The 19,971-nt window shown below is 70.7% G+C and carries 22 protein-coding genes; 16 read left to right on the top strand and 6 right to left on the bottom strand.

Annotated elements, in window-relative coordinates; all coding sequences use genetic code 11:
* The first annotated feature begins 20 nt into the window (after nt 1-20).
* On the top strand, nt 21-1,271 hold the full coding sequence (locus tag ACZ3I3_RS31710) for a glycoside hydrolase family 10-like protein (RefSeq protein WP_467370677.1): 1,251 nt from the start codon (nt 21-23) through the stop codon (nt 1,269-1,271).
* Between the two features lies 1 nt (nt 1,272).
* Here the strand turns inward: ACZ3I3_RS31710 and ACZ3I3_RS31705 are convergent, their stop codons facing one another.
* Together ACZ3I3_RS31705 and ACZ3I3_RS31700 are read right to left on the bottom strand one after the other, a co-directional pair.
* Nucleotides 1,273-1,473 (bottom strand): DUF1918 domain-containing protein, encoded by a 201-nt coding sequence (locus tag ACZ3I3_RS31705; protein WP_010045242.1) that lies wholly within the window; start codon nt 1,471-1,473, stop codon nt 1,273-1,275.
* A 92-nt stretch (nt 1,474-1,565) separates the two neighbouring features.
* The gene (locus ACZ3I3_RS31700; RefSeq protein WP_467370675.1) at nt 1,566-2,486 is read right to left on the bottom strand and encodes a DMT family transporter; all 921 of its coding nucleotides are present in this window, start codon (nt 2,484-2,486) and stop codon (nt 1,566-1,568) included.
* Between ACZ3I3_RS31700 and ACZ3I3_RS31695 the strand changes: the two genes are divergently transcribed.
* From ACZ3I3_RS31695 to ACZ3I3_RS31685, 3 genes are all read left to right on the top strand, one after another.
* Entirely contained in the window at nt 2,485-3,921 is a 1,437-nt protein-coding gene (locus ACZ3I3_RS31695; RefSeq protein ID WP_467370673.1) for an aminotransferase-like domain-containing protein, read from the top strand. The genes ACZ3I3_RS31700 and ACZ3I3_RS31695 overlap by 2 nt on opposite strands.
* Before the next feature lie 39 nt (nt 3,922-3,960).
* Complete coding sequence (locus ACZ3I3_RS31690; RefSeq protein WP_467370672.1) at nt 3,961-4,404, top strand: GNAT family N-acetyltransferase; 444 nt, start codon at nt 3,961-3,963, stop codon at nt 4,402-4,404.
* 73 nt (nt 4,405-4,477) lie between these two features.
* Nucleotides 4,478-5,071 carry a histidine phosphatase family protein gene (locus ACZ3I3_RS31685; RefSeq protein ID WP_020272334.1) on the top strand — a complete coding sequence of 198 codons (594 nt, stop codon included), beginning with the start codon at nt 4,478-4,480 and terminating at the stop codon, nt 5,069-5,071.
* Here ACZ3I3_RS31685 and ACZ3I3_RS31680 read toward each other — a convergent pair.
* The gene (locus tag ACZ3I3_RS31680; protein WP_467370670.1) at nt 5,053-5,502 is read right to left on the bottom strand and encodes a DUF6314 family protein; all 450 of its coding nucleotides are present in this window, start codon (nt 5,500-5,502) and stop codon (nt 5,053-5,055) included. The two genes, ACZ3I3_RS31685 and ACZ3I3_RS31680, sit on opposite strands and share 19 nt — an antisense overlap.
* A gap of 137 nt (nt 5,503-5,639) precedes the next feature.
* Here ACZ3I3_RS31680 and ACZ3I3_RS31675 point away from each other — a divergent pair, with 137 nt between their 5' ends.
* Nucleotides 5,640-8,123 carry an alpha-L-arabinofuranosidase C-terminal domain-containing protein gene (locus tag ACZ3I3_RS31675; protein ID WP_467370668.1) on the top strand — a complete coding sequence of 828 codons (2,484 nt, stop codon included), beginning with the start codon at nt 5,640-5,642 and terminating at the stop codon, nt 8,121-8,123.
* Nucleotides 8,124-8,198: 75 nt separating this feature from the next.
* On the opposite strand, the gene ACZ3I3_RS31670 is transcribed toward ACZ3I3_RS31675, so the two are convergent.
* Nucleotides 8,199-8,942 (bottom strand): VOC family protein, encoded by a 744-nt coding sequence (locus ACZ3I3_RS31670; protein WP_467370667.1) that lies wholly within the window; start codon nt 8,940-8,942, stop codon nt 8,199-8,201.
* A gap of 111 nt (nt 8,943-9,053) precedes the next feature.
* On the opposite strand from ACZ3I3_RS31670, the gene ACZ3I3_RS31665 reads away from it, so the two are divergent.
* From ACZ3I3_RS31665 to ACZ3I3_RS31635, 7 genes are all read left to right on the top strand, one after another.
* On the top strand, nt 9,054-9,740 hold the full coding sequence (locus ACZ3I3_RS31665) for a VanZ family protein (protein ID WP_467370665.1): 687 nt from the start codon (nt 9,054-9,056) through the stop codon (nt 9,738-9,740).
* Nucleotides 9,741-9,749: 9 nt separating this feature from the next.
* Nucleotides 9,750-10,427, top strand: coding sequence for a response regulator transcription factor (locus ACZ3I3_RS31660; RefSeq protein ID WP_467370663.1), 678 nt, complete (start codon nt 9,750-9,752; stop codon nt 10,425-10,427).
* A complete protein-coding gene (locus tag ACZ3I3_RS31655) occupies nt 10,420-11,493 on the top strand; it encodes a sensor histidine kinase (RefSeq protein WP_467370662.1) in 1,074 nt (357 codons plus the stop codon). The genes ACZ3I3_RS31660 and ACZ3I3_RS31655 overlap by 8 nt, the downstream gene beginning before the upstream one ends.
* 254 nt (nt 11,494-11,747) lie before the next feature.
* Nucleotides 11,748-12,086: a hypothetical protein gene (locus ACZ3I3_RS31650; protein WP_467370661.1), complete on the top strand. Its 339-nt coding sequence runs from the start codon at nt 11,748-11,750 to the stop codon at nt 12,084-12,086.
* 220 nt (nt 12,087-12,306) lie between these two features.
* The gene (locus ACZ3I3_RS31645) at nt 12,307-13,035 is read left to right on the top strand and encodes a hypothetical protein (RefSeq protein WP_467370659.1); all 729 of its coding nucleotides are present in this window, start codon (nt 12,307-12,309) and stop codon (nt 13,033-13,035) included.
* Nucleotides 13,036-13,040: 5 nt separating this feature from the next.
* Entirely contained in the window at nt 13,041-13,757 is a 717-nt protein-coding gene (locus ACZ3I3_RS31640) for a hypothetical protein (RefSeq protein WP_467370658.1), read from the top strand.
* Nucleotides 13,758-13,947: 190 nt separating this feature from the next.
* Nucleotides 13,948-14,397: a 2OG-Fe(II) oxygenase gene (locus tag ACZ3I3_RS31635; RefSeq protein WP_467370656.1), complete on the top strand. Its 450-nt coding sequence runs from the start codon at nt 13,948-13,950 to the stop codon at nt 14,395-14,397.
* A gap of 138 nt (nt 14,398-14,535) precedes the next feature.
* Here the strand turns inward: ACZ3I3_RS31635 and ACZ3I3_RS31630 are convergent, their stop codons facing one another.
* Both ACZ3I3_RS31630 and ACZ3I3_RS31625 read right to left on the bottom strand, forming a co-directional pair.
* Nucleotides 14,536-15,516, bottom strand: coding sequence for an NADPH:quinone reductase (locus ACZ3I3_RS31630; protein WP_467370654.1), 981 nt, complete (start codon nt 15,514-15,516; stop codon nt 14,536-14,538).
* A gap of 20 nt (nt 15,517-15,536) precedes the next feature.
* On the bottom strand, nt 15,537-16,115 hold the full coding sequence (locus ACZ3I3_RS31625; RefSeq protein WP_467370652.1) for a PadR family transcriptional regulator: 579 nt from the start codon (nt 16,113-16,115) through the stop codon (nt 15,537-15,539).
* 125 nt (nt 16,116-16,240) lie between these two features.
* Here ACZ3I3_RS31625 and ACZ3I3_RS31620 point away from each other — a divergent pair, with 125 nt between their 5' ends.
* The 4 genes from ACZ3I3_RS31620 to argB all read left to right on the top strand — a co-directional run bounded on the left by ACZ3I3_RS31620 (nt 16,241) and on the right by argB (nt 19,963).
* On the top strand, nt 16,241-16,633 hold the full coding sequence (locus ACZ3I3_RS31620; RefSeq protein ID WP_467370651.1) for an ester cyclase: 393 nt from the start codon (nt 16,241-16,243) through the stop codon (nt 16,631-16,633).
* A gap of 227 nt (nt 16,634-16,860) precedes the next feature.
* Nucleotides 16,861-17,889 carry an N-acetyl-gamma-glutamyl-phosphate reductase gene (gene argC, locus ACZ3I3_RS31615; RefSeq protein ID WP_467370649.1) on the top strand — a complete coding sequence of 343 codons (1,029 nt, stop codon included), beginning with the start codon at nt 16,861-16,863 and terminating at the stop codon, nt 17,887-17,889.
* Complete coding sequence (argJ, locus tag ACZ3I3_RS31610) at nt 17,886-19,037, top strand: bifunctional glutamate N-acetyltransferase/amino-acid acetyltransferase ArgJ (protein ID WP_467370647.1); 1,152 nt, start codon at nt 17,886-17,888, stop codon at nt 19,035-19,037. Before argC ends, argJ begins: the two co-directional genes overlap by 4 nt.
* Nucleotides 19,034-19,963 carry an acetylglutamate kinase gene (gene argB / locus ACZ3I3_RS31605; protein ID WP_467370645.1) on the top strand — a complete coding sequence of 310 codons (930 nt, stop codon included), beginning with the start codon at nt 19,034-19,036 and terminating at the stop codon, nt 19,961-19,963. The genes argJ and argB overlap by 4 nt, the downstream gene beginning before the upstream one ends.
* Nucleotides 19,964-19,971: the final 8 nt, after the last annotated feature.

The raw sequence follows: 19,971 nt of genomic DNA, 5'->3' as shown, positions 1-19,971 counted from the left end.
CGGCTTTTTGGGGCATGCGGATGGGACGAGTGTCACGCAGGGCGTTCGCGGTGGCGGCGCTGTCGGCTTTCACGATGATGCCTCCGGCGTCGGCCGCGCCCAAGCCGGCCGGCGGGGGTGACGGCCGGGGCAACGACAGGGCGGCCTCCGAGATGCGGGGCGTGTGGCTGGCCACCGTGGCCAACCGCGACTGGCCGTCGAAGCCGGGCCTGACCGCCACGCAGCAGCGGGCCGAGCTGATCACCCACCTCGACAGGGCGGTCCGCAACCGGCTCAACACGGTGATCTTCCAGGTCCGGCCCACGGCGGACGCCCTGTGGCCCTCGCCGTTCGAGCCGTGGTCGCAGTACCTCACCGGCACCCAGGGCAAGGACCCCGGCTGGGACCCGCTGGGCACGGCCGTGGAGGAGGCCCACGCCCGCGGCCTGAAGCTGCACGCCTGGTTCAACCCGTACCGGGTCGCCGCCCACGCCGACCCGACCCGGCTCGCCGCCGGCCACCCCGCCCGCAGAAACCCGGACTGGGTGGTGACGTACGGCGGGAAGCTCTTCTACAACCCCGGGCTGCCCGAGGTGCGGGGCTTCGTGCAGGACGCGATGCTCGACGCGGTGGAGAAGTACCCCGTGGACGGCGTCCACTTCGACGACTACTTCTACCCGTACCCGGTGGCGGGCCAGAGCTTCGACGACGACGCGGCCTACGAGGAGTACGGCGGCGGCTTCCCGGACCGGGCGGCGTGGCGGCGGGACAACATCGACAAGCTGGTCCGGGAGACGGCGGACCGCATCAAGCAGGTCCGGCCGGGCACCCCCTTCGGCATCAGCCCCTTCGGCGTGTGGCGCAACGCCGCCACCGACCCGCTCGGCTCGGACAGCCGCGCGGGCGTGCAGACCTACGACGACCTGTACGCGGACACGCGCAAGTGGGTGCGCGAGAGCTGGATCGACTACATCGTCCCGCAGCTGTACTGGAACATCGGCTTCGCCGCCGCCGACTACGCGAAACTGCTGCCCTGGTGGGCGGAGGTCGCGCGCGGCAGCTCGACGCAGCTGTACGTGGGGGAGGCGCTGTACAAGGCCGGTGACCCGGCGCAGCCCGCGGCCTGGCAGGACCCGGCCGAGCTGTCCCGGCACCTGACGCTGGCCAGGGAGCACGCGCAGGTGCGCGGGCACGTCTTCTTCGCCGCCAAGGACGTGGCGGCCGATCGGATCGGGGCGATGGCGAGGGTGGTCGCCGACCACTACGGGCAGCCGGCGCCGCCGCCGCGCTGAATCACGGCCCGGTCGTGGTCTCCCGGTGCCGGATCTCGGTGTCGGGTCCCGGCGAGCACACGCCCTCGTGCCCGTCCTCGAACCGGACGCGGTACGGGGGGTTGCCCTCCTGGCCCAGCACTTCGACGATCTCGCCGACCTTGTCGTGCTGACCGACCACCCTGCCGTGCTGGACAAGCTGGTCGCCCACGGTTGCGCGCATCTGGGGCCTCCTCACGAGGTGTGGAGCAGCGGTCCGTGGCTTTTGAGTCTACGGCCGGGGGCGCGACCCGGCAGGGGCCGTGCGGGCCCCGCTCAGCCGCGCGCCCGTTGTGTGACGGCGATGCAGACCAGCACCGCCACGGCTGTCAGCGGGGCGGCCACCGGCAAGTGCTCACCCAGCAGCAGCACCGACCACACCAGTGTGAGCAGGGGCTGGGCGAGCTGCAACTGGCTGGCCTTCGGGATGCCGACGGCCGCCATGCCCCGGTACCAGACGACCAGTCCGAGGAACTGCGAGCCCGCCGCGACCCACAGCAGCCCGGCGACGCTGTGCGCGGTCAGGTGCACGGGCTCCTGTGCCAGGGCGAACGCGGCGACGGGCACGGTCAGCGGCAGGCACAGCACCAGCGCCCAGCCGATGACGTGCCAGCCCGGCATGACCCGGGCCAGCCGGCCGCCCTCGGTGTAGCCGGCCGCGCACACCAGCAGCGCCGCGAAGAGGTACACGTCGGCCGTGCTCAGCGCGCCGCCGCTCTGCTGCACGGTGAAGGCCAGCACCGCCGCCGCGCCGGCGAGGGCCGCCGCCCAGAACGTCCGCGAGGGCCGGGTACCGACGCGCAGGGCGGACAGGAGCGCGGTGGTCAGGGGGAGCAGTCCGACCACGACGGCGGCGTGCGCGGTGGTCGAGGTCTCCAGTGCCAGCGTGGTCAGCAGCGGGAAACCGAGCACGACACCGGCCGCGACGACCGCGAGGCCGAACCAGTGGCGGCGAGCGGGCAGCGGGACACGAAGGACGAGCAGAGCACCGCCCGCGATCACCGCGGCCAGGACGCTGCGGACGGCGACCAGCGACCAGGGACCGAAGCCCTCCAGACCCCAGGCAGTGGCGGGGAAGGTGAGGGAGAAGGCGATGACGCCCAGGGCGGCCTGGAGGGTGCCGAGTCCGGGCCGCTGCTCCCGTTCCTCGGCGACTGCTATCCGGGAGGCGGTAGTAGCGCTACTCTGTACTCTCATGCAAGAGCGTAGCAGCGTCGGTGAACTGGCGGAACAGCTGAGGCGTGAGCTCGACCGCTACTCGCCTGGTGGAAAGCTGCCGTCGAGCCGGGCCCTGGTCGAGCGGTTCCGGGTGAGCCCCGTGACCGTGTCGCGGGCGCTGGCGCAGCTCGCCGCCGAGGGACTGGTCGTCACCCGGCCCGGCGCGGGCGCGTTCCGCGCGCAGGCCCGGACGGCGCCGGCCCCCGCCGGGGACACCTCCTGGCAGGAGGTCGCGCTCAGCGCGGACGGTGCCGCCGACCTCGTGCCGCGCTCGGTGGACGCCTCCGGGGTCCTCGTCACGCTGGCCGCCCCGCCGCCCGGCGTGATCGAGTTCAACGGCGGATATCTGCACCCCTCGTTGCAGCCGGAGCGCGCGATGGCCGCCGCCCTGTCACGCGCCGGACGCCGCCCCGGCGCCTGGGGACGCCCACCCGTGGAGGGGCTGCCGGAGCTGCGCGAGTGGTTCGCGCGCGGCATCGGCGGATCTTTCACGGCCGCCGAGGTGCTGGTCACCGCGGGCGGACAGTCCGCGCTCACCACCGCCCTGCGTGCCCTCGCCCCGCCCGGCGCCCCCGTCCTCGTCGAATCCCCGACCTATCCCGGCATGCTCGCCATCGCCCGTGCCGCGGGCCTGCGCCCGGTGCCCGTTCCGGTGGACGCGGACGGTGTGAAACCGGCGCTGCTCGCCGACGCGTTCCGGGCCACCGGCGCGCCGGCCTTCGTCTGCCAGCCGCTCTTCCAGAACCCCACCGGCGCCGTGCTCGCCCCCGAGCGGCGCGGCGAGGTGCTGCGCATCGCCCGCGCGGCGGGCGCGTTCGTCGTCGAGGACGACTTCGTGCGCCGGCTCGTGCACGAGGACGCGGGACCGCTGCCGCGCCCGCTGGCCGCCGACGACCCCGACGGTGTCGTCGTCCACGTCTGTTCCTTGACCAAGGCGACCTCGCCGAGCTTCCGGGTGAGCGCCCTGGCCGCGCGCGGCCCGGTCCTGGAGCGGCTGCGCGCCATCCAGGTCGTCGACACCTTCTTCGTGCCCCGGCCCCTTCAGGAGGCGGCACTGGAACTCGTCGGCTCACCCGCCTGGCCGCGCCATCTGCGGGCGGTGTCCGCCGAGTTGAAGGCGCGCCGGGACGCGATGACCGCCGCCCTCGCGCTGCACCTGCCGGAACTCGCCCTGCCGCACGTGCCGTCCGGCGGCTACCACCTGTGGCCGCGCCTGCCGGACGGGACGGACGAGCCGGCCCTCGTGGCGGCCGCCTTGCGCGCGGGCGTCGCGATCACCCCCGGCCGCCCCTACTTCAGCGCCGAGCCGCCGGCCGCGCACATCCGGCTGAGCTTCGCGGCGGTCGCGGGGACCGGGGAGATCGCGGAGGGCGTACGGCGGCTGCGCGCGGCCTGCGACGAGGTGCTGGGATAAGAGGTCGACGCCCGGCCGCCGACCTGCCAGCATCCCGTCATGACCGACGACGCGCCGAGCCTGCCCGAGGGCTACGAGATCTCCACCGACCCCGCCCGCGTCGACGCGGAGCGGGTCCACCACTGGCTGTCCACCGACGCGTACTGGGCGCTGGGCCGCCCCCGCGAGAAGCAGGACCGGGCGATCGGGGGTTCGCTCAACTTCGGCGTGTACGACACGGTGTCGGGGGAGCAGGTGGCGTACGCCCGGGTGATAACCGACCGGGCGACCTTCGGGTGGCTGTGCGACGTGTACGTCGACCCGTCGGTGCGCGGCAAGGGGGTCGGCACCGCGCTCGTGGCGTCCGTGCGGGACGAGCTGCGGCAGTACGGGGTGCGCCGGGTCCTGCTCGCCACGCACGACGCGCACGGCGTCTACGAGAAGCTCGGGTTCGCGGCGCTGGAGCGGCCCGAGCACTGGATGGCTCTCGTCTTCGGCCAGTGAGGGCCGGTGCACCCTGGGTAACTCCTGAGTAACACCTCTTGACCTGCGCACTTGCGACGCTCACCATCACCGCATGCCACTTCGGGTCACGTTCGTCGCCGCCGCGCGCAGCTCCCCGCTGCTCGCCGAGCGCTTCGAGGACGACCGGCCGCTGGACCAGGCCGGCTGGGGTGAGGTGGAGCGCGTCGCGCACGAGCTGCTGCCGCTCGCCGCGGCCGAGCTGCGCTACTGTTCGCCGACTCCGCGCAGCCGTGCGACGGGGGAGGGGCTCGGATACGCGCCGCTGGTGCAACTCGGTCTGCGGGACTGCGACATGGGCCGGTGGCGCGGGCTGACCCTGGGCGAGGCGATGGCCCGGGAGCCGGAGGCGGTGGACGCCTGGCTCGCCGACCCGCGCGCGACGCCGCACGGCGGTGAGTCGCTGGTGGACTTCATCACCCGCGTCGGCGGCTGGCTCGACACCCGGCCCGTCGAGGACGGCTGCCGGGTCGTGGCCGTCGCCGAGCCGTCCGTGATCCGGGCCGCCCTGGTGTACGCCCTGAAGGCACCGCCCTCGACGTACTGGAACATCGACGTCCGCCCGCTGTCGACGACCGCCGTGACGGGCCGGGCGGGGCGCTGGAACCTGCGCTTCGACGGGGTGCCGGCTCAGACGTCCCGTGCGTAGTCGGTGCGCAGCACGAGGTCCTTGGCCGGGCCGCGTACGTGCCACACCGTCCGCCAGTGGTCCGCGTCGCGGACGGTGAACTCGCCGCGGTAGAGGTCCGCCGCGCAGGGGTGGTCGGCGACGTGCCGTCCGGAGGTCAGGTCCAGGTCGTGGAACGGCCGCCCGTCCGCGAACCGCACGTCCGCCGTGCCGCCCGGGCCCGGCAGGAATCGCAGCGTCCGTTCGGCGGGCCGGGCGACGCCCTGCCAGACGAAGGTGCCGGACTCGTGGTGCAGCAGCCCGCCGTCCTCCCCGCCCTCCTTCGCGGCGAACACAGTGATTCCGGAGAACTCCCCCTGCTCGCCGCTCGCGAGATCCCGCACCGACCGGGTCACGCGCCAGCGCCCGGTCAGATACGCCAGTACGTCCGGCACTGGCCAGAACTCGCCCATCCCGTACCGCTCTCCGTCTCAGCCGTTGCTGCGCGACCCATTGACGCGCCTCCGCCCCCTCCCTATCTTGCCGTTCGAAGTGCTGATCAATGTCTGATATTTCGAACACTCCTCTACAAGAGAGCCGCGGAGTATCCATGCCACGCACCGCCCGCACGCGATGGAGAGTCGGTCTCACGGCCACGGCCCTCCTGACGGCAGCAGCCCTCGTACCGGCCCCCGCGCACGCCGAGGACGTCACCGACTACGCGATCACCGTCGACCCGTCCGCCAAGGGCGCGGCGATCGACGACACGATGTACGGCGTCTTCTTCGAGGACATCAACCGGGCCGCCGACGGCGGTCTGTACGCCGAGCTCGTGCAGAACCGCTCCTTCGAGTACTCCACCGCCGACAACGGCTCCTACACGCCCCTGACCTCGTGGGCGGCCGGCGGCACGGCCGAGGTCGTGAACGACTCGGGCCGCCTCAACGAGCGCAACCGCAACTACCTCTCCCTGGGTGCCGGTTCCTCCGTGACGAACGCCGGCTACAACACCGGCATCCGGGTCGAGCAGGGCAAGAAGTACGACTTCTCCGTGTGGGCCCGCGCCGAGAGCGGCAGCACGCTCACCGTCTCCCTCAAGGACACGGCGGGCACGCTGGCCACCGCCCGGCAGGTGGCCGTCAAGGGCGGCTGGGCCAAGTACAAGGCCACCTTCACCGCGAGCCGCACCAGTAACCGCGGCCGCCTCGCCGTGGCCTCGTCGAACGCCGCCGCGCTCGACGAGATATCGCTGTTCCCGCGCGACACCTACAAGAACCAGCCGAACGGCCTGCGCAAGGACCTCGCCGAGAAGATCGCCGCCCTGAAGCCCGGCTTCGTGCGCTTCCCCGGCGGCTGCCTGGTCAACACCGGCTCCATGGAGGACTACAGCGAGGCCTCGAACTGGCAGCGCAAGCGCAGCTACCAGTGGAAGGACACCATCGGACCCGTAGAGCAGCGCGCGACCAACGCCAACTTCTGGGGCTACAACCAGAGCTACGGCCTCGGCTACTACGAGTACTTCCGCTTCTCCGAGGACATCGGCGCCATGCCGCTGCCCGTCGTCCCCGCCCTGGTGACCGGCTGCGGCCAGAACAAGGCCACCGACGACGACGCCCTGCTCAAGCGGCACATCCAGGACACCCTCGACCTCATCGAGTTCGCCAACGGCCCGGCGACCTCCAAGTGGGGCAAGGTCCGCGCGCAGATGGGCCACCCCAAGCCCTTCCACCTGACCCACCTCGGGGTCGGCAACGAGGAGAACCTCCCGAAGGAGTTCTTCGCCCGCTTCGAGCAGTTCCGGGCCGCCATCAAGGCCAAGTACCCGGAGATCACCGTCATCTCCAACTCCGGCCCGGACGACGCCGGCACGACCTTCGACACCGCCTGGCAGCTCAACCGCGAGGGCAAGGTCGACATGGTCGACGAGCACTACTACAACAGCCCGAACTGGTTCCTCCAGAACAACGACCGCTACGACTCCTACGACCGCCAGGGGCCCAAGGTCTTCCTCGGCGAGTACGCCTCCCAGGGCAACGCCTGGAAGAACGGCCTCTCCGAAGCCGCCTTCATGACCGGCCTGGAGCGCAACGCGGACATCGTCAAGCTCGCCTCGTACGCCCCGCTGCTCGCCAACGAGGACTACGTGCAGTGGCGGCCGGACATGATCTGGTTCAACAACCACGCCTCCTGGAACTCGGCCAACTACGAGGTCCAGAAGCTGTTCATGACCAACGTCGGCGACCGCGTCGTCCCGTCGAAGGCCACCACCACGCCGAACGTCAGCGGCCCGATCACCGGTGCCGTCGGCCTGTCGACGTGGGCGACCAGCGCCGCGTACGACGACGTGAAGGTCACCGCCGCGGACGGCTCGACGCTGCTCAGCGACGACTTCTCCGGTGACGCCTCGAAGTGGACCACGAGTGGCCGGGGCAGCTGGAGCATCCAGGACGGGCAGTACGTCCAGACCGACACCGCCGCCGAGAACACCCTGGTCACGGCGGGCGACCCGGCCTGGAAGGACTACGACCTGCATGTGAAGGCAACCAAGAAGTCCGGCAAGGAGGGCTTCCTCGTCGCCTTCGGCGTCAAGGACACCGGCAACTACTACTGGTGGAACCTGGGCGGCTGGAACAACACCCAGTCCGCGATCGAGCAGGCCGTCGACGGCGGCAAGGGCACGCTGATGACGAAGGCCGGGTCGATCGAGACGGGCCGCGCCTACGACATCGACATCAAGGTGCGCGGCCGTCAGGTCACCCTGTTCCTGGACGGCAAGGAGTGGGGCAGCTTCAAGGACGACAAGCCGGCCGAGCCGTTCCGCCAGGTCGTCACCAAGGACGCCAAGACCGGTGACCTGATCGTCAAGGTCGTCAACGCCCAGTCCGCCGAGGCCCGTACGGCCGTCGACCTGGGTGGCGCGAAGGTCGCCTCCACGGCCCGCGTGACCACACTGGCCGCCGACGAGGACGCGGTGAACACCGAGACGGACACGCCGGTGACGCCGGTGACGTCCACGTTCCGGGGGGTGGACTGGAAGTTCAGCTACACCTTCCCGGCGAACTCCGTCACGTTCCTGCGGATCAAGCAGAGGTAGCAAGCACCTCGCGTGGGCCGCTGCCCCCTGGGGTGGCGGCCCACGCCCGTGCCCGGGTGTCGCCGGGGATCCGCGTCAGTGCGGGCCGAGGACGCAGAACTCATGGCCCTCCGGGTCGGACAGGCACGTCCACGGGACGTCGCCCTGGCCGAGGTCGAGGTCGGTGGCGCCGAGGGCTTTCAGCCGGGCCACCTCCGCCGCCTTGTCGTCGCCGGGGTACGGCAGCAGGTCGACATGGACGCGGTCCGGCACGGTCTTCGCGTCGGACGAGCGGCGGAACTCCAGGTACGGGCCGACGCCCTGGGCGGAGCGCAGCACCGCCTGTTCGTCCGTCACCTCGTGCAGCGTCCAGTCCGTCCCCTCGCCCCAGAACCGGGCCATGGCCCGCGGATCGGCGCAGTCGACCACCACCCGGGCGATCGGCCCGGTGTCCCGGTAGATCTCCCGGGGCTCCAGCACACAGAACTCGTTGCCCTCCGGGTCGGCGAGGACCGTCCACGGTACGTCGCCCTGGCCCACGCCGGCGGGCGTCGCACCGAGAGCCTTCAGTCGCGCGACCCACTCGGCCTGATGGGCCGCGGAGGTGGTGGCGAGATCGAGGTGCACACGGTTCTTCGTGGCTGTCTTGGGTTCCGGGACGGTGACGACATCGATGCAGACGGCGACCGGGTCCGGCCAGACGAAGCCGTCGCCGGGTTCCACGTTGGTCACGCCGGGCCCCTCGCTGGAGACACCCCAGCCGAGCGCCTCCGCCCAGAACCGGCCGACCGCCGCGTCGTCGAGGGCCTTTATGTTCACCTGAACAGGTCGCAGTGCCATGCCGGTGATCTTATGGACTCGCTCGGCAACGGCATCCGGATTTTCGTCTGTCGCGGGCGTATCGAAAATCGCATACGCCGTCGCAACGGCCCTTCGCCTCCCATGGTGGGCATGAACTCCCACACATCCCTGTCAGCACCGCCCCGCCGCACGCGCGGGATCGTGCTCCTCGCTCTGGCCGTCCTCGGCCTGGCGAGCGCCCTGTTCGTCGTGCGGCGGCCGCTCATGATGTCCGCTCCGGTGTGCATGGCCGGGCGGTGGCACGGCTGCTTCGACACGTTCAACGGCGTGGTGCTCATGACCTTGGTCGCGCTGCCGCTCGCCGCGCTGGTGGTGTGGGCCCTGGCGCGCCGTCGGCGTGCCGCGGGCGTCACGTCGGCATGGCGGAGGTCGCTGGCCGAGGTCGGCATGGTCCACGGGACGGTGCCGTTCCTGTGGCTGACGATGATGCCGGGCGCCGGTGCCGGCATCGTCCCCGGCCGGCTGAGCCTGGTACCGCTGCGGGACCTGGTCACCATGGGGCCGCTCGGGATCGCCGGGAACCTGCTCGTCTTCGCGTCGCTGGGCTTCTTCGCCCCGATGCGGTTCGCGGCGCTGGCGTCCCTGCCGCGGATCCTGGCGCTCGCCGCGGGCTGCTCGGTCCTCGTAGAAACCGCGCAGTACGTGCTGCGGCTGGACCGGGTCTCCTCCGTGGACGACGTCCTGGTCAACACCACCGGCGCCGTGCTGGCCGCGCTGGCGTCGCGCCGCTGGTGGCACACCTCGTCGCATACGCCTGCGATATGCCGTGCTGCTTAGGCTTCGGGCATGCGCGTACTGATCGTGGAGGACGAGCCCTACCTGGCCGAAGCCGTCCGGGACGGTCTGCGGCTGGAGGCGATCGCCGCCGACATCGCCGTCGACGGCGAAACCGCCCTGGAACTGCTCAGCGTCCACTCCTACGACCTCGCGGTCCTCGACCGTGACATCCCCGGCCCGTCCGGCGACGAGGTCGCTCGGCGCATCGTCGCTTCCGGCAGCGGCATCCCGATCCTCATGCTCACCGCGGCCGACCGGATCGACGACAAGGCTTCCGGGTTCGAGCTCGGCGCCGACGACTACCTCACCAAACCGTTCGAGCTGCGGGAGCTCGTCCTGCGGCTGAGGGCGCTCGACCGCCGACGCGCCCACGCCCGGCCGCCGGTCCGCGAGATCGCGGGCCTGCGGCTGGACCCGTTCCGCCGGGAGGTCTTCCGCGACGGACGCTACGTCCCGCTCACCCGCAAACAGTTCGCCGTGCTGGACGTCCTCGTCGCCGCCGAGGGCGGTGTCGTCAGCGCGGAAGAGCTGCTGGAACGGGCCTGGGACGAGAACGCCGACCCCCTCACCAACGCCGTGCGCATCACCGTCTCCGCACTGCGCAAACGGCTCGGCGAGCCATGGATCATCGCCACGGTGCCCGGTGTCGGCTACCGGATCGACGCCGGGCTCCGTGGCGATGAATAGACGCCCAGGGCTCAGCGCCCGCCTGAAACTCACCCTCAGCTATGCCGGACTCGTCCTCGTCACCGGCGCTGTCCTGCTGGCCGTGGTGTGGGTGTTCCTGCTGCGCTACGTACCCGACAACTCCCAGGGTCTGCTCGGCATCTCACCCAACCGGTACCTCCTCTCGCGCATCTTCGGTCGCGCCGCGGCCGTGGCAATGGCCTTCCTGCTCGTGTTCGGCCTCGTCGGGGGATGGGTCCTCGCGGGCCGGATGCTCGCACCGCTCGACCGGATCACGGCCGCGGCACGGCTGGCCGGGACCGGATCACTGTCCCACCGCGTCCGCATGGAGGGCCGCCGGGACGAATTCCGCGAACTCGCCGACACCTTCGACACCATGCTCGAACAACTCGAGTCGCACGTCGCCGAGCAGCAGAGGTTCGCCGCGAACGCCTCCCACGAACTGCGCACCCCGCTGGCGATCTCGCAGACGCTGCTCGACGTCGCCCGCAAGGACCCCACGCGGGACCGAGGCGAACTCATCGAACGCCTGCACGCCGTCAACACGCGCGCGATCGGCCTCACCGAGGCCCTCCTGCTGCTCGGCCGCAGCGACCGCGGGACCTTCACCCGGGAGAGCGTCGACCTCTCCCTCATCGCGGAAGAGGCCGCCGAAACCCTGCTCCCCCTCGCTGAACAGCGCGGGATCACGCTCGACGTCACCGGCGGGCCGGCCCGGGCCGTCGGCTCGGCGGAACTCCTGCTGCGGATGGTGACGAACCTCGTCCAGAACGCCCTCGTCCACAATCTCCCCGCAGGCGGCACCGTGACGGTCCACACCGAGGCGCGCGGCGGCACGAGCCTGGTGCGGGTCGAGAACACGGGCCGCCGGCTCCCGCCGGAACTGGTACCGACCCTCACCGAGCCCTTCCAGCGCGGAACGGAACGCGCACGCACCGACGAGCACGCCGGCGTAGGCCTCGGCCTGGCCATCGTGGACAGCGTCGTCCGCGCCCACGACGGCACCCTCGACCTCGCCCCACGGCCCGCCGGCGGCCTCCTCGTCACGGTCCGGCTTCCCGGATGACCTGTTGAACGCCGTCTGGGCGTACACACCGTGCTTCCTCGCGGGGACGGAAGGCAGAGCGGAGCGCACCGGACCCGGTCAGGCCCAGTCGGAGGCGGACTTCACACGGGCCGTCGCGCTTGTTCCGCGAAGCACTCTCGGTGCTCGCGCCCGACGACCCCCAAAGGGCCTTCGTGCTACCTCAGATCTCGACCTGGCCATCGAGGCACTGCGCGCCGCTGCGGCCGCACCGAGGCCGGCCGACTACCACCCCGTTGACAAGCCTGCTGAATCTCACAGATGCGCTGCAGGCACGCTCAAAGCTCTCGGACGACCCCGGCGACCTCGACGACGCCATCCGGTACGGGCGGGAAGCGGTCGACCTGCTGGAGCCCGACGCTGCCGACCACGGCCGCCGGCTGGCGAATCTCGGCCTGTCGCTGTACCGGCGATCTCTTCGTTCGCAGGTCCGTGCCGACCTCGACGCGGCCGCCGAGGTCCTGCGCCTGCTGGGGGAGGGGCTGGCCACCCGGTATCGGCTGAGCGGAGCCGACGCCGATATCGACGCTGCCGTGGACGCCTTCGCCTCATGGCCTGGTCGCTGCTCTATCTGAAGAAGGCCACGCCCTCACCACGCGAGCCCGCAAGTCACGCTGGGACCCCGACTCGCCGCTCGCGGAATGACGAGACGTCCTCAGAGTGCCGCCCCCGCCCCGCGTAGGCCGTTGTGCGTACATGCGCTGAAAGAAGAGACGGAACACCCGATGGACGGGAAAGCGTCAGTACATCCCTCGGCAGGCACTCTGACCGCCGTACGCAGCGATGGAGGCCCACATGACGACGAATCGCCTGGAGGAGTTCGAGTTCGACTGCATCAGTGGAGTCGACCCTTCATTTGAAGTCCCGGCGCGCGCGTTCCTGCGCCGGAGCGGGCGGTCGCGGCTCTTCGATGAGCTGATCCGTCCGGCCCTGGACGAAGGGTCCGCACTCGTTGCCGTGGCTCAGCGAACTCGCCCGTGGCCGCCCTGGGGCATCGGGGCCCGCACCATCTCGGCGATGGAGATCGCCGTTCCCCGGGCTGAAGGAACAGCCGGCCTCACCAGCGTTCTGGCCGTCCCGGAAGAGAGCACCGAGATCGGTCTTCTGTCCGCCGTGCACGCGACACTGCTCGACGGCCTGGCCGAGCGTGGCGTGGAACGCGTCCATCTGACCGTCCGGGAGGGGGCCGTATTCGGCGAGTGGCTGGTCTCCCGCGCGGGATTCGAGCGGAGTGACAGCCTGGTGCTCACCGAGCACTCCCGGTATTGGCTGCATGACGCCCCGATCGGTGAGCACCGGCGGGCCATCGGCCTCGAGGGGGCCGGCGTCGATGACCTTCTGACCGGTAGCGCCCTGAAGGGGGACGCCTACGCGTCTGCCGCTCTGTACCTTCTCGGAGTCGCCCAGGCACTCGGTCCCTCCTGGGACGAGCAGCTCGCAGCCGGCGAGATCATCGCGAACACCGGTCCCGGCATGGTCGCGGCGTGCCTGCCGCCGGGCGGACCTCCCGCCCTGGAGCAGTAGCGTTCATGGGCAGCGTCGACATCGTGATCCGCAGCTATGCCAAGGACTTCGCCTGGCTGCGGCATTGCCTGGCCGGTGTACGGCGCTGGTGCACCGGCTTTCGTGACGTCGTCGTGGTGGTCCCGCGCAGGTGCGAGCACCGGCTTGCCCGATACGGCATCGAGGCCGACCGCATCGTCCTGTGCTCCGACTACGCCGACGACTATCTGGGCCAGCAAGTGACCAAAATACTGGCCGACACCTTCACGGACGCGGACTTCATCGCCCACCTCGACTCGGACTGTGTCGTGCGCCGCCCCCTCACCCCCGCCGACCTGGTGGACGATGCGGGACGCCCGCGGCTCCTGTACACCCCCGGCGGCTACTTCCGCCGCGGTGTCCCGTGGCAAGCGGCCACCGAGCGCTTCCTGGGCCGGCCGGTCACCTGCGACTACATGCGCCGCCAGCCACTGGTGTACCCGCGGTGGATCTATCCGGAACTGCGCGAGCACGCTGTGCGCCGACACGGTGTGGAGCTGGCGGAGTACATCGTGGCCCAGCCGCCTTTGGGGTTCTCCGAATTCAACGTGATGGGCGCCTACGCGCATGAGCGCCACCGTGACGCCTTCTCGTGGATTCTGCACCCGAGCTCGGCCTACGAAGAGACATGGACCCGGGTCTTCTGGAGTTGGTCCGGCATCACCCCGGCCGTCGAATGTGAACTGCGGGTACTCGGCCGTTGAGCGGCCAGGATTGAGGAGAGGGATGCCTTCGCCGATCCATGACGTCGTCGTCTGGGAGTCCGTACTCGCCCCGGCGCTCCTTGACGCCCTGACCCGGAGCATGCAGGCCGCCGATGGGTGTCCGGCCGACGTCTGCGCGCCCACGGGCCTCCGGGTCGATCCGCGTATCAGGCGGACCAGCAGGGTGCAGGTGCCGCAGGCACTGTCGGACAAGATCCGACTCTGCTTCGAAGGGCTGCACGACAGGATCGAGGAGCGGTTCGGCCAGCGGTTGGGTGGCTGCGAGACACCGCAGTTCCTCCGGTACGAGCGGGGCGACCGTTTCGTGCCGCACGCCGACGTCTCCGAGTCGCAGGCTCGTCGGTCCGTGGGGCGAAGGGTGACAGCGGTCCTGCACGTCGCGCAGGCTGCCGCAGTCCGGGGCGGGGGCCCTGCCTGCGATGGGGCCGAGCCGACGGCGGCACATGGCAACCTGACGTTCTTCGATACGTCACCGACCGTCACGTGGCAGACCTGCCGGAAGAGGATCTTTTTCCCTCCGGGATCCGTGATCGCCTTCCCCGCCCACCTCGTCCATGAAGTGCCACCGGTACGGGTCGGTCCACGCCTGACGGTGGTCACCTGGTTCTGGAACGGCTGAGACTGGGCAGCCGATCTGGCGGACTGAGCACATGACCTGGCGGAACTGGGCAGGCAGATTTTGCCGGTTGGGGCATGAGGGTGGTGTCTGTGGCGCCATGCCAGTGCGCAACCGCGTTGACAGCGAACCCGGTCGTTTCTACGGGATGGTGAGCAGGATGCGGCCGTGGCCACCGCCGGCGTCGACGTGGTCGTGGGCCTTGGCGATGTCGTCCAGCGGGTAACGGTCACCGACGGTGACGGTAAGGGCGCCGACGGCGGCTGCAGAGGCGAGGTCGCGGGCTGCCTGAAGCTTGGCCTCGGCAGGGAAGTCGTCACTGCCGAGCAGTCGCAGGGTGACGTTGTTGAACAGCAGGGGCCAGAAGGGGATCTCGGTGCGGTCCGCGCGGGTGGCGTAGGCGGCGATGACGGCCTCGTTGGCGGCGACGGCGTTGTCGAGGTCGGCGTTCTCGGACAGCGCGACCTCGACGATGCGGTCGACGCCCCGCGGCGCGTACGAGCGGATGGCCGCTGCGGGGTCGCCGGTGTCCAAGGCGACGGCGTGGGCGACGACGGCCGGGTCGACGTGGTCGAGGTCCGTTGTTCGGCGGACGGTGGCGATCACGGTGGCGCCAGCCCAGTGGGCGAGCTGGGCGGCCAGTGAGCCGACGCCGCCGAGAACTCCGTGGACCAGGACCAGCCGGCCGTCGACCGGGCCGTCGGCGAAGACGGTGCGGTGGGCGGTGACACCGGGGATGCCGAGGCTCGCGCCCAGCTCGTCGCTGACGTGGTCGGGTAGTGGGACGGCCAGATCCGCAGGGACGACGGTGTATTGGGCGGCCGTACCCAGGGGGCGGTAGGACTGGGCCCCGTACACCCAGACTCGTTGCCCGACGCGGCGGGCGTCGACTCCGGCGCCCACGGCGTCGATGACTCCGGCGGCGTCGCTGTGCGGGATCACTCGCGGGTACGGCATGGACGAGCCGAGCCAGCCGCGCCGCTTCTTGGTGTCGCCGGGGTTGACGCCCGAGACGGTGACGCGGACGCGGACCTCGCCGGGGCCGGGGACGGGATCAGGGAGTTCGCCGACGTGCAGGACATCGGCGGCGGGGCCCTGGTCGTCGTACCAGGAAGCAAGCATGGAGATACCTCCGTGGGCCGTCAGCTCGCGGGAGCGGCGGGCGCATGCGGATCGTTGTCAGTGACCGTGGTGTCGAATGCGGGCGGCTTCTCACCGAGGGTCTCGCGCAGCCAGGTCCGTTCGGCGCGGCTGGTGGCGCGGGCGGTGAGCAGCATGCCCCGCCGGTAGGGGTCGGCGATCTCCTCGGCACGCAGGGGCCGCTCGTTGTCGTAGAAGAAGCTCGCCGGTTCTTCCAGGAACTCCAGCCGTCTGCGCAGCACCGCGTGCTGTTCGGCCACGTCGGGCAGGTGGGAGAGGAAGGCCAGGACGACGTAGAACCGGGTGAAGTCGGTGATCTCGTGGTCGGCGGGCTTGCGCAGCCGCTGAAGCATCTCGGCCCGCCCGGCCGCGGTCAGGCTGAGCACGTACCGGGCCGCCCCCGCGGCCGGGTCGGCGCGGCGCTCGATCAAGCCCGCCCTGGTCAGACGATTGATCGCCGGATACAGGCTGCCGTCGCTGACCGGCCGCGTGTAGCCGGTCAGCTGTGAGACGCGGCGGCGCAGCTCGTGTCCGGGCAAGGGTCCCTCGGCCAGGAAACCGAGGATCGCGAGTTCGAGCATGGGTCCATCCTCGCATGCATACATCGAATCGATGTAAACATCGATTCGATGTTAAGCTCCCAGGGATCCACCCATCGTCTTTGGAGAGGCGCAGCAAGATGCCGGCGCAGTCCAGCGAGTCAGTGATGAACCGCTTCGTCGAGTTCATCAACACGGGCGACGAGGGTCTCGCTCGCGAGGTCATTTCTCCGGACGCGGTGTTCCACGCACCCAGCCACCCGGAACCGCTGCGGGGGCCCGATGGGTACATGGAAGTCCTCGGGATGATGCGCAGCGCCTTCCCGGACGTCCAGTGGACGCTGGAGGAGACGGTCACCGAAGGCGACACGGTCGCCGCGCGGTTCACCATGCGGGGAATCCACGACGGTGAATTCTTCGGGATCCCGGCGACCGGCAACAAGATCTCGGTGCAGGCGATGAACTTCTACTATCTGGCCGACGGCCGGATCGTCGGCGAACGGGGGCAGCCCGACCTCCTCGGGGTGATGCAGCAGATCGGTGCCGTACCGGGGCCGTGAGCCCAGTCGCGCTGGGTACCTCTTTTTGCGCGGAGCTACCGCTCCCAGGGGGCCCGTACGTCGCCGTGGCGGAGGGCGAAGGCACACACGGGCGCGGGCGGCCGGCGGGGTTAACCGCAAGAGGTCGGACGCAGGCATCGGTGACTCACCCGGGCGGACATGGCGGCCGACCCGATTGCATAAAACTGCAGAGAAACGTATAGTCATGCCCTCTAGGAGGAGGTTCCATGGCGGTACGTGCGGCAGTGGCCGGAGCGAGTGGATACGCGGGCGGGGAACTGCTGCGTCTGCTCCTGGCGCACCCCGAGGTCGAGATCGGTGCCCTGACCGGCAACTCCAACGCGGGGCAGACGCTCGGTGCGCTCCAGCCGCACCTGCTGCCCCTGGCGGGGCGAGTGCTCCAGGAGACCACCCCCGAGGTTCTCGCCGGGCACGACGTCGTGTTCCTCGCGCTGCCCCACGGGCAGTCCGCCGCCGTCGCCGAGAAGCTCGGGCCGGACGTGCTGGTGATCGACATGGGCGCCGACTTCCGGCTCACGGACGCCGCCGCCTGGGAGCGGTTCTACGGCTCGCCGCACGCCGGAACCTGGCCCTACGGCCTTCCCGAACTGCCGGGCGCCCGCGCCGCGCTGGAGGGGTCCAAGCGCGTCGCGGTGCCCGGTTGCTACCCCACGGCCGTGTCGCTGGCGCTCTTCCCGGCGTACGCCGCCGGGCTCGCCGAGGCCGAGGCCGTGATCGTCGCCGCGTCCGGCACCTCCGGCGCGGGCAAGGCGCCCAAGCCGCACCTGCTGGGCAGCGAGGTCATGGGCTCGATGTCCCCGTACGGCGTCGGCGGCGGGCACCGGCACACCCCCGAGATCACCCAGAACCTCAGCGCGGCCGCCGGCGAGCCGGTCTCCGTCTCCTTCACACCGACCCTCGCGCCGATGCCCCGCGGCATCCTCGCCACGTGCAGCGCGAAGGCGGCGGACGGCGTCACCGCCGAGTCCCTGCGCGCCGCCTACGAGAAGGCCTTCGCCGACGAGCCCTTCGTGCACCTGCTGCCCGAGGGCCAGTGGCCCGCCACGGCGTCCGTCTACGGTTCGAACGCCGTTCAGGTACAGGTCGCGTACGACACGGCTGCCGGACGGATCATCGTGATCAGCGCCATCGACAACCTCACCAAGGGCACCGCCGGCGGTGCCGTCCAGAGCATGAACATCGCTCTGGGGCTCGACGAGACCACCGGACTGACGACGATCGGAGTTGCGCCGTGAGTGTGACGGCAGCGAAGGGATTCACGGCGGCGGGCATCGCCGCCGGGATCAAGGAGAACGGCAACCCCGACCTGGCCCTCGTGGTCAACACCGGGCCCCGCTGCGCCGCCGCCGGCGTCTTCACCTCCAACCGTGTGAAGGCCGCCCCGGTGCTGTGGTCCGAGCAGGTCATGAAGAGCGGCCAGGTCTCCGCCGTCGTCCTCAACTCCGGCGGCGCCAACGCCTGCACGGGCCCGAAGGGCTTCCAGGACGCGCACGCGACGGCCGAGAAGGTCGCCGAGGTCCTCGGGCGGGGCGCCATCGAGGTCGCCGTCTGCTCGACCGGCCTGATCGGCATCCTCCTGCCGATGGACAAGCTGCTCCCGGGCGTGGAGAAGGCAGCCGAGTCGCTGAGTGAGCACGGCGGTGAGAAGGCCGCCATCGCCATCAAGACCACCGACACCGTCCACAAGACGTCCGTCGTCACCAAGGACGGCTGGACCGTCGGCGGCATGGCCAAGGGCGCGGGCATGCTCGCCCCCGGCCTCGCCACCATGCTCGTCGTCCTCACCACCGACGCCGACGTGGACGACGACGTACTCGACAAGGCGCTGCGGGCGGCCACCCGCACGACCTTCGACCGGGTCGACTCCGACGGCTGCATGTCCACCAACGACACCGTGCTGCTGCTCGCCTCCGGCGCGGCCGGAGTCACCCCGGAGTACGAGGAGTTCGCCGAGGCCGTCCGGCAGGTCTGCGACGACCTCGGGCAGCAGCTCATCCGGGACGCCGAGGGCGCCAGCAAGGACATCAAGGTCGAGGTGATCAACGCCGCGACCGAGGACGACGCCGTCGAGGTGGGCCGCTCCATCGCCCGCAACAACCTCCTCAAGTGCGCGATCCACGGCGAGGACCCCAACTGGGGCCGGGTGCTGTCGGCGATCGGCACGACGAGCGCCGCCTTCGAGCCCGACCGGCTCAACGTCGCCATCAACGGCGTCTGGGTGTGCAAGAACGGCGGTGTCGGCGAGGACCGCGACAAGGTCGACATGCGCTACCGCGAGGTGCACATCGTCGCCGACCTCGCCGCCGGGTCCGAGACCGCCACCATCTGGACCAACGACCTCACCGCGGACTACGTCCACGAGAACAGCGCGTACTCGTCATGAGCAGTGGAGCGACACGCAAGCACACCGCGCTGCCCAAGGCGCAGATCCTCATCGAGGCGCTGCCCTGGCTGGTCCGGCACAACGGCAAGACGGTCGTCATCAAGTTCGGAGGCAACGCCATGGTCGACGAGGACCTGAAGGCCGCCTTCGCCCAGGACGTGGTGTTCCTGCACCACGCCGGCCTCAAGCCCGTCGTCGTGCACGGCGGCGGCCCGCAGATCAGCGCCGCCCTCGACCAGCACGGCATCGTCAGCGAGTTCAAGGCGGGCCTTCGGGTGACCACCGAGGACGCCATGGACGTCGTACGGATGGTGCTGGCCGGTCAGGTGCAGCGCGAGCTGGTCGGGCTGCTCAACCAGCACGGCCCGCTCGCCGTCGGACTGACGGGCGAGGACGCGCACACCATCACCGCCACCAAGCACCAGCCCGAGATCGACGGCGAACTGGTCGACATCGGCCGGGTCGGTGAGATCACCGCGATCGACACCGGCGCGATCGAGGCGCTGCTCGCCGACGGCCGCATCCCGGTCGTCTCGTCGATCGCCCGCTCCCAGGACGACGGACATGTCTACAACGTCAATGCTGATACGGCGGCTGCGGCACTCGCTGCTGCACTGGGCGCCGAAACCCTCATGGTCCTCACGGACGTCGAGGGACTCTACGAGGACTGGCCGAACAGCGACGAGGTGATCAGTCGCCTCACCGCCTCCGAGCTGGAGCGGCTGCTGCCGGACCTCTCCTCCGGCATGGTGCCGAAGATGGAGGGCTGCCTGCACGCCGTGCGCGGCGGCGTCACCACGGCCCGGGTCATCGACGGCCGGGTCCAGCACTCGATCCTGCTGGAGATCTTCACCGACGAGGGGATCGGCACGATGGTCGTCGCCGACGAGAAGCCCGAGGGACCGGGCGAACAGGGGGAGTCGTGAACAACGTC

This window comes from Streptomyces sp. NPDC016851 (assembly GCF_055562795.1).
This window is presented reverse-complemented; position numbering and strand designations above follow the sequence as displayed.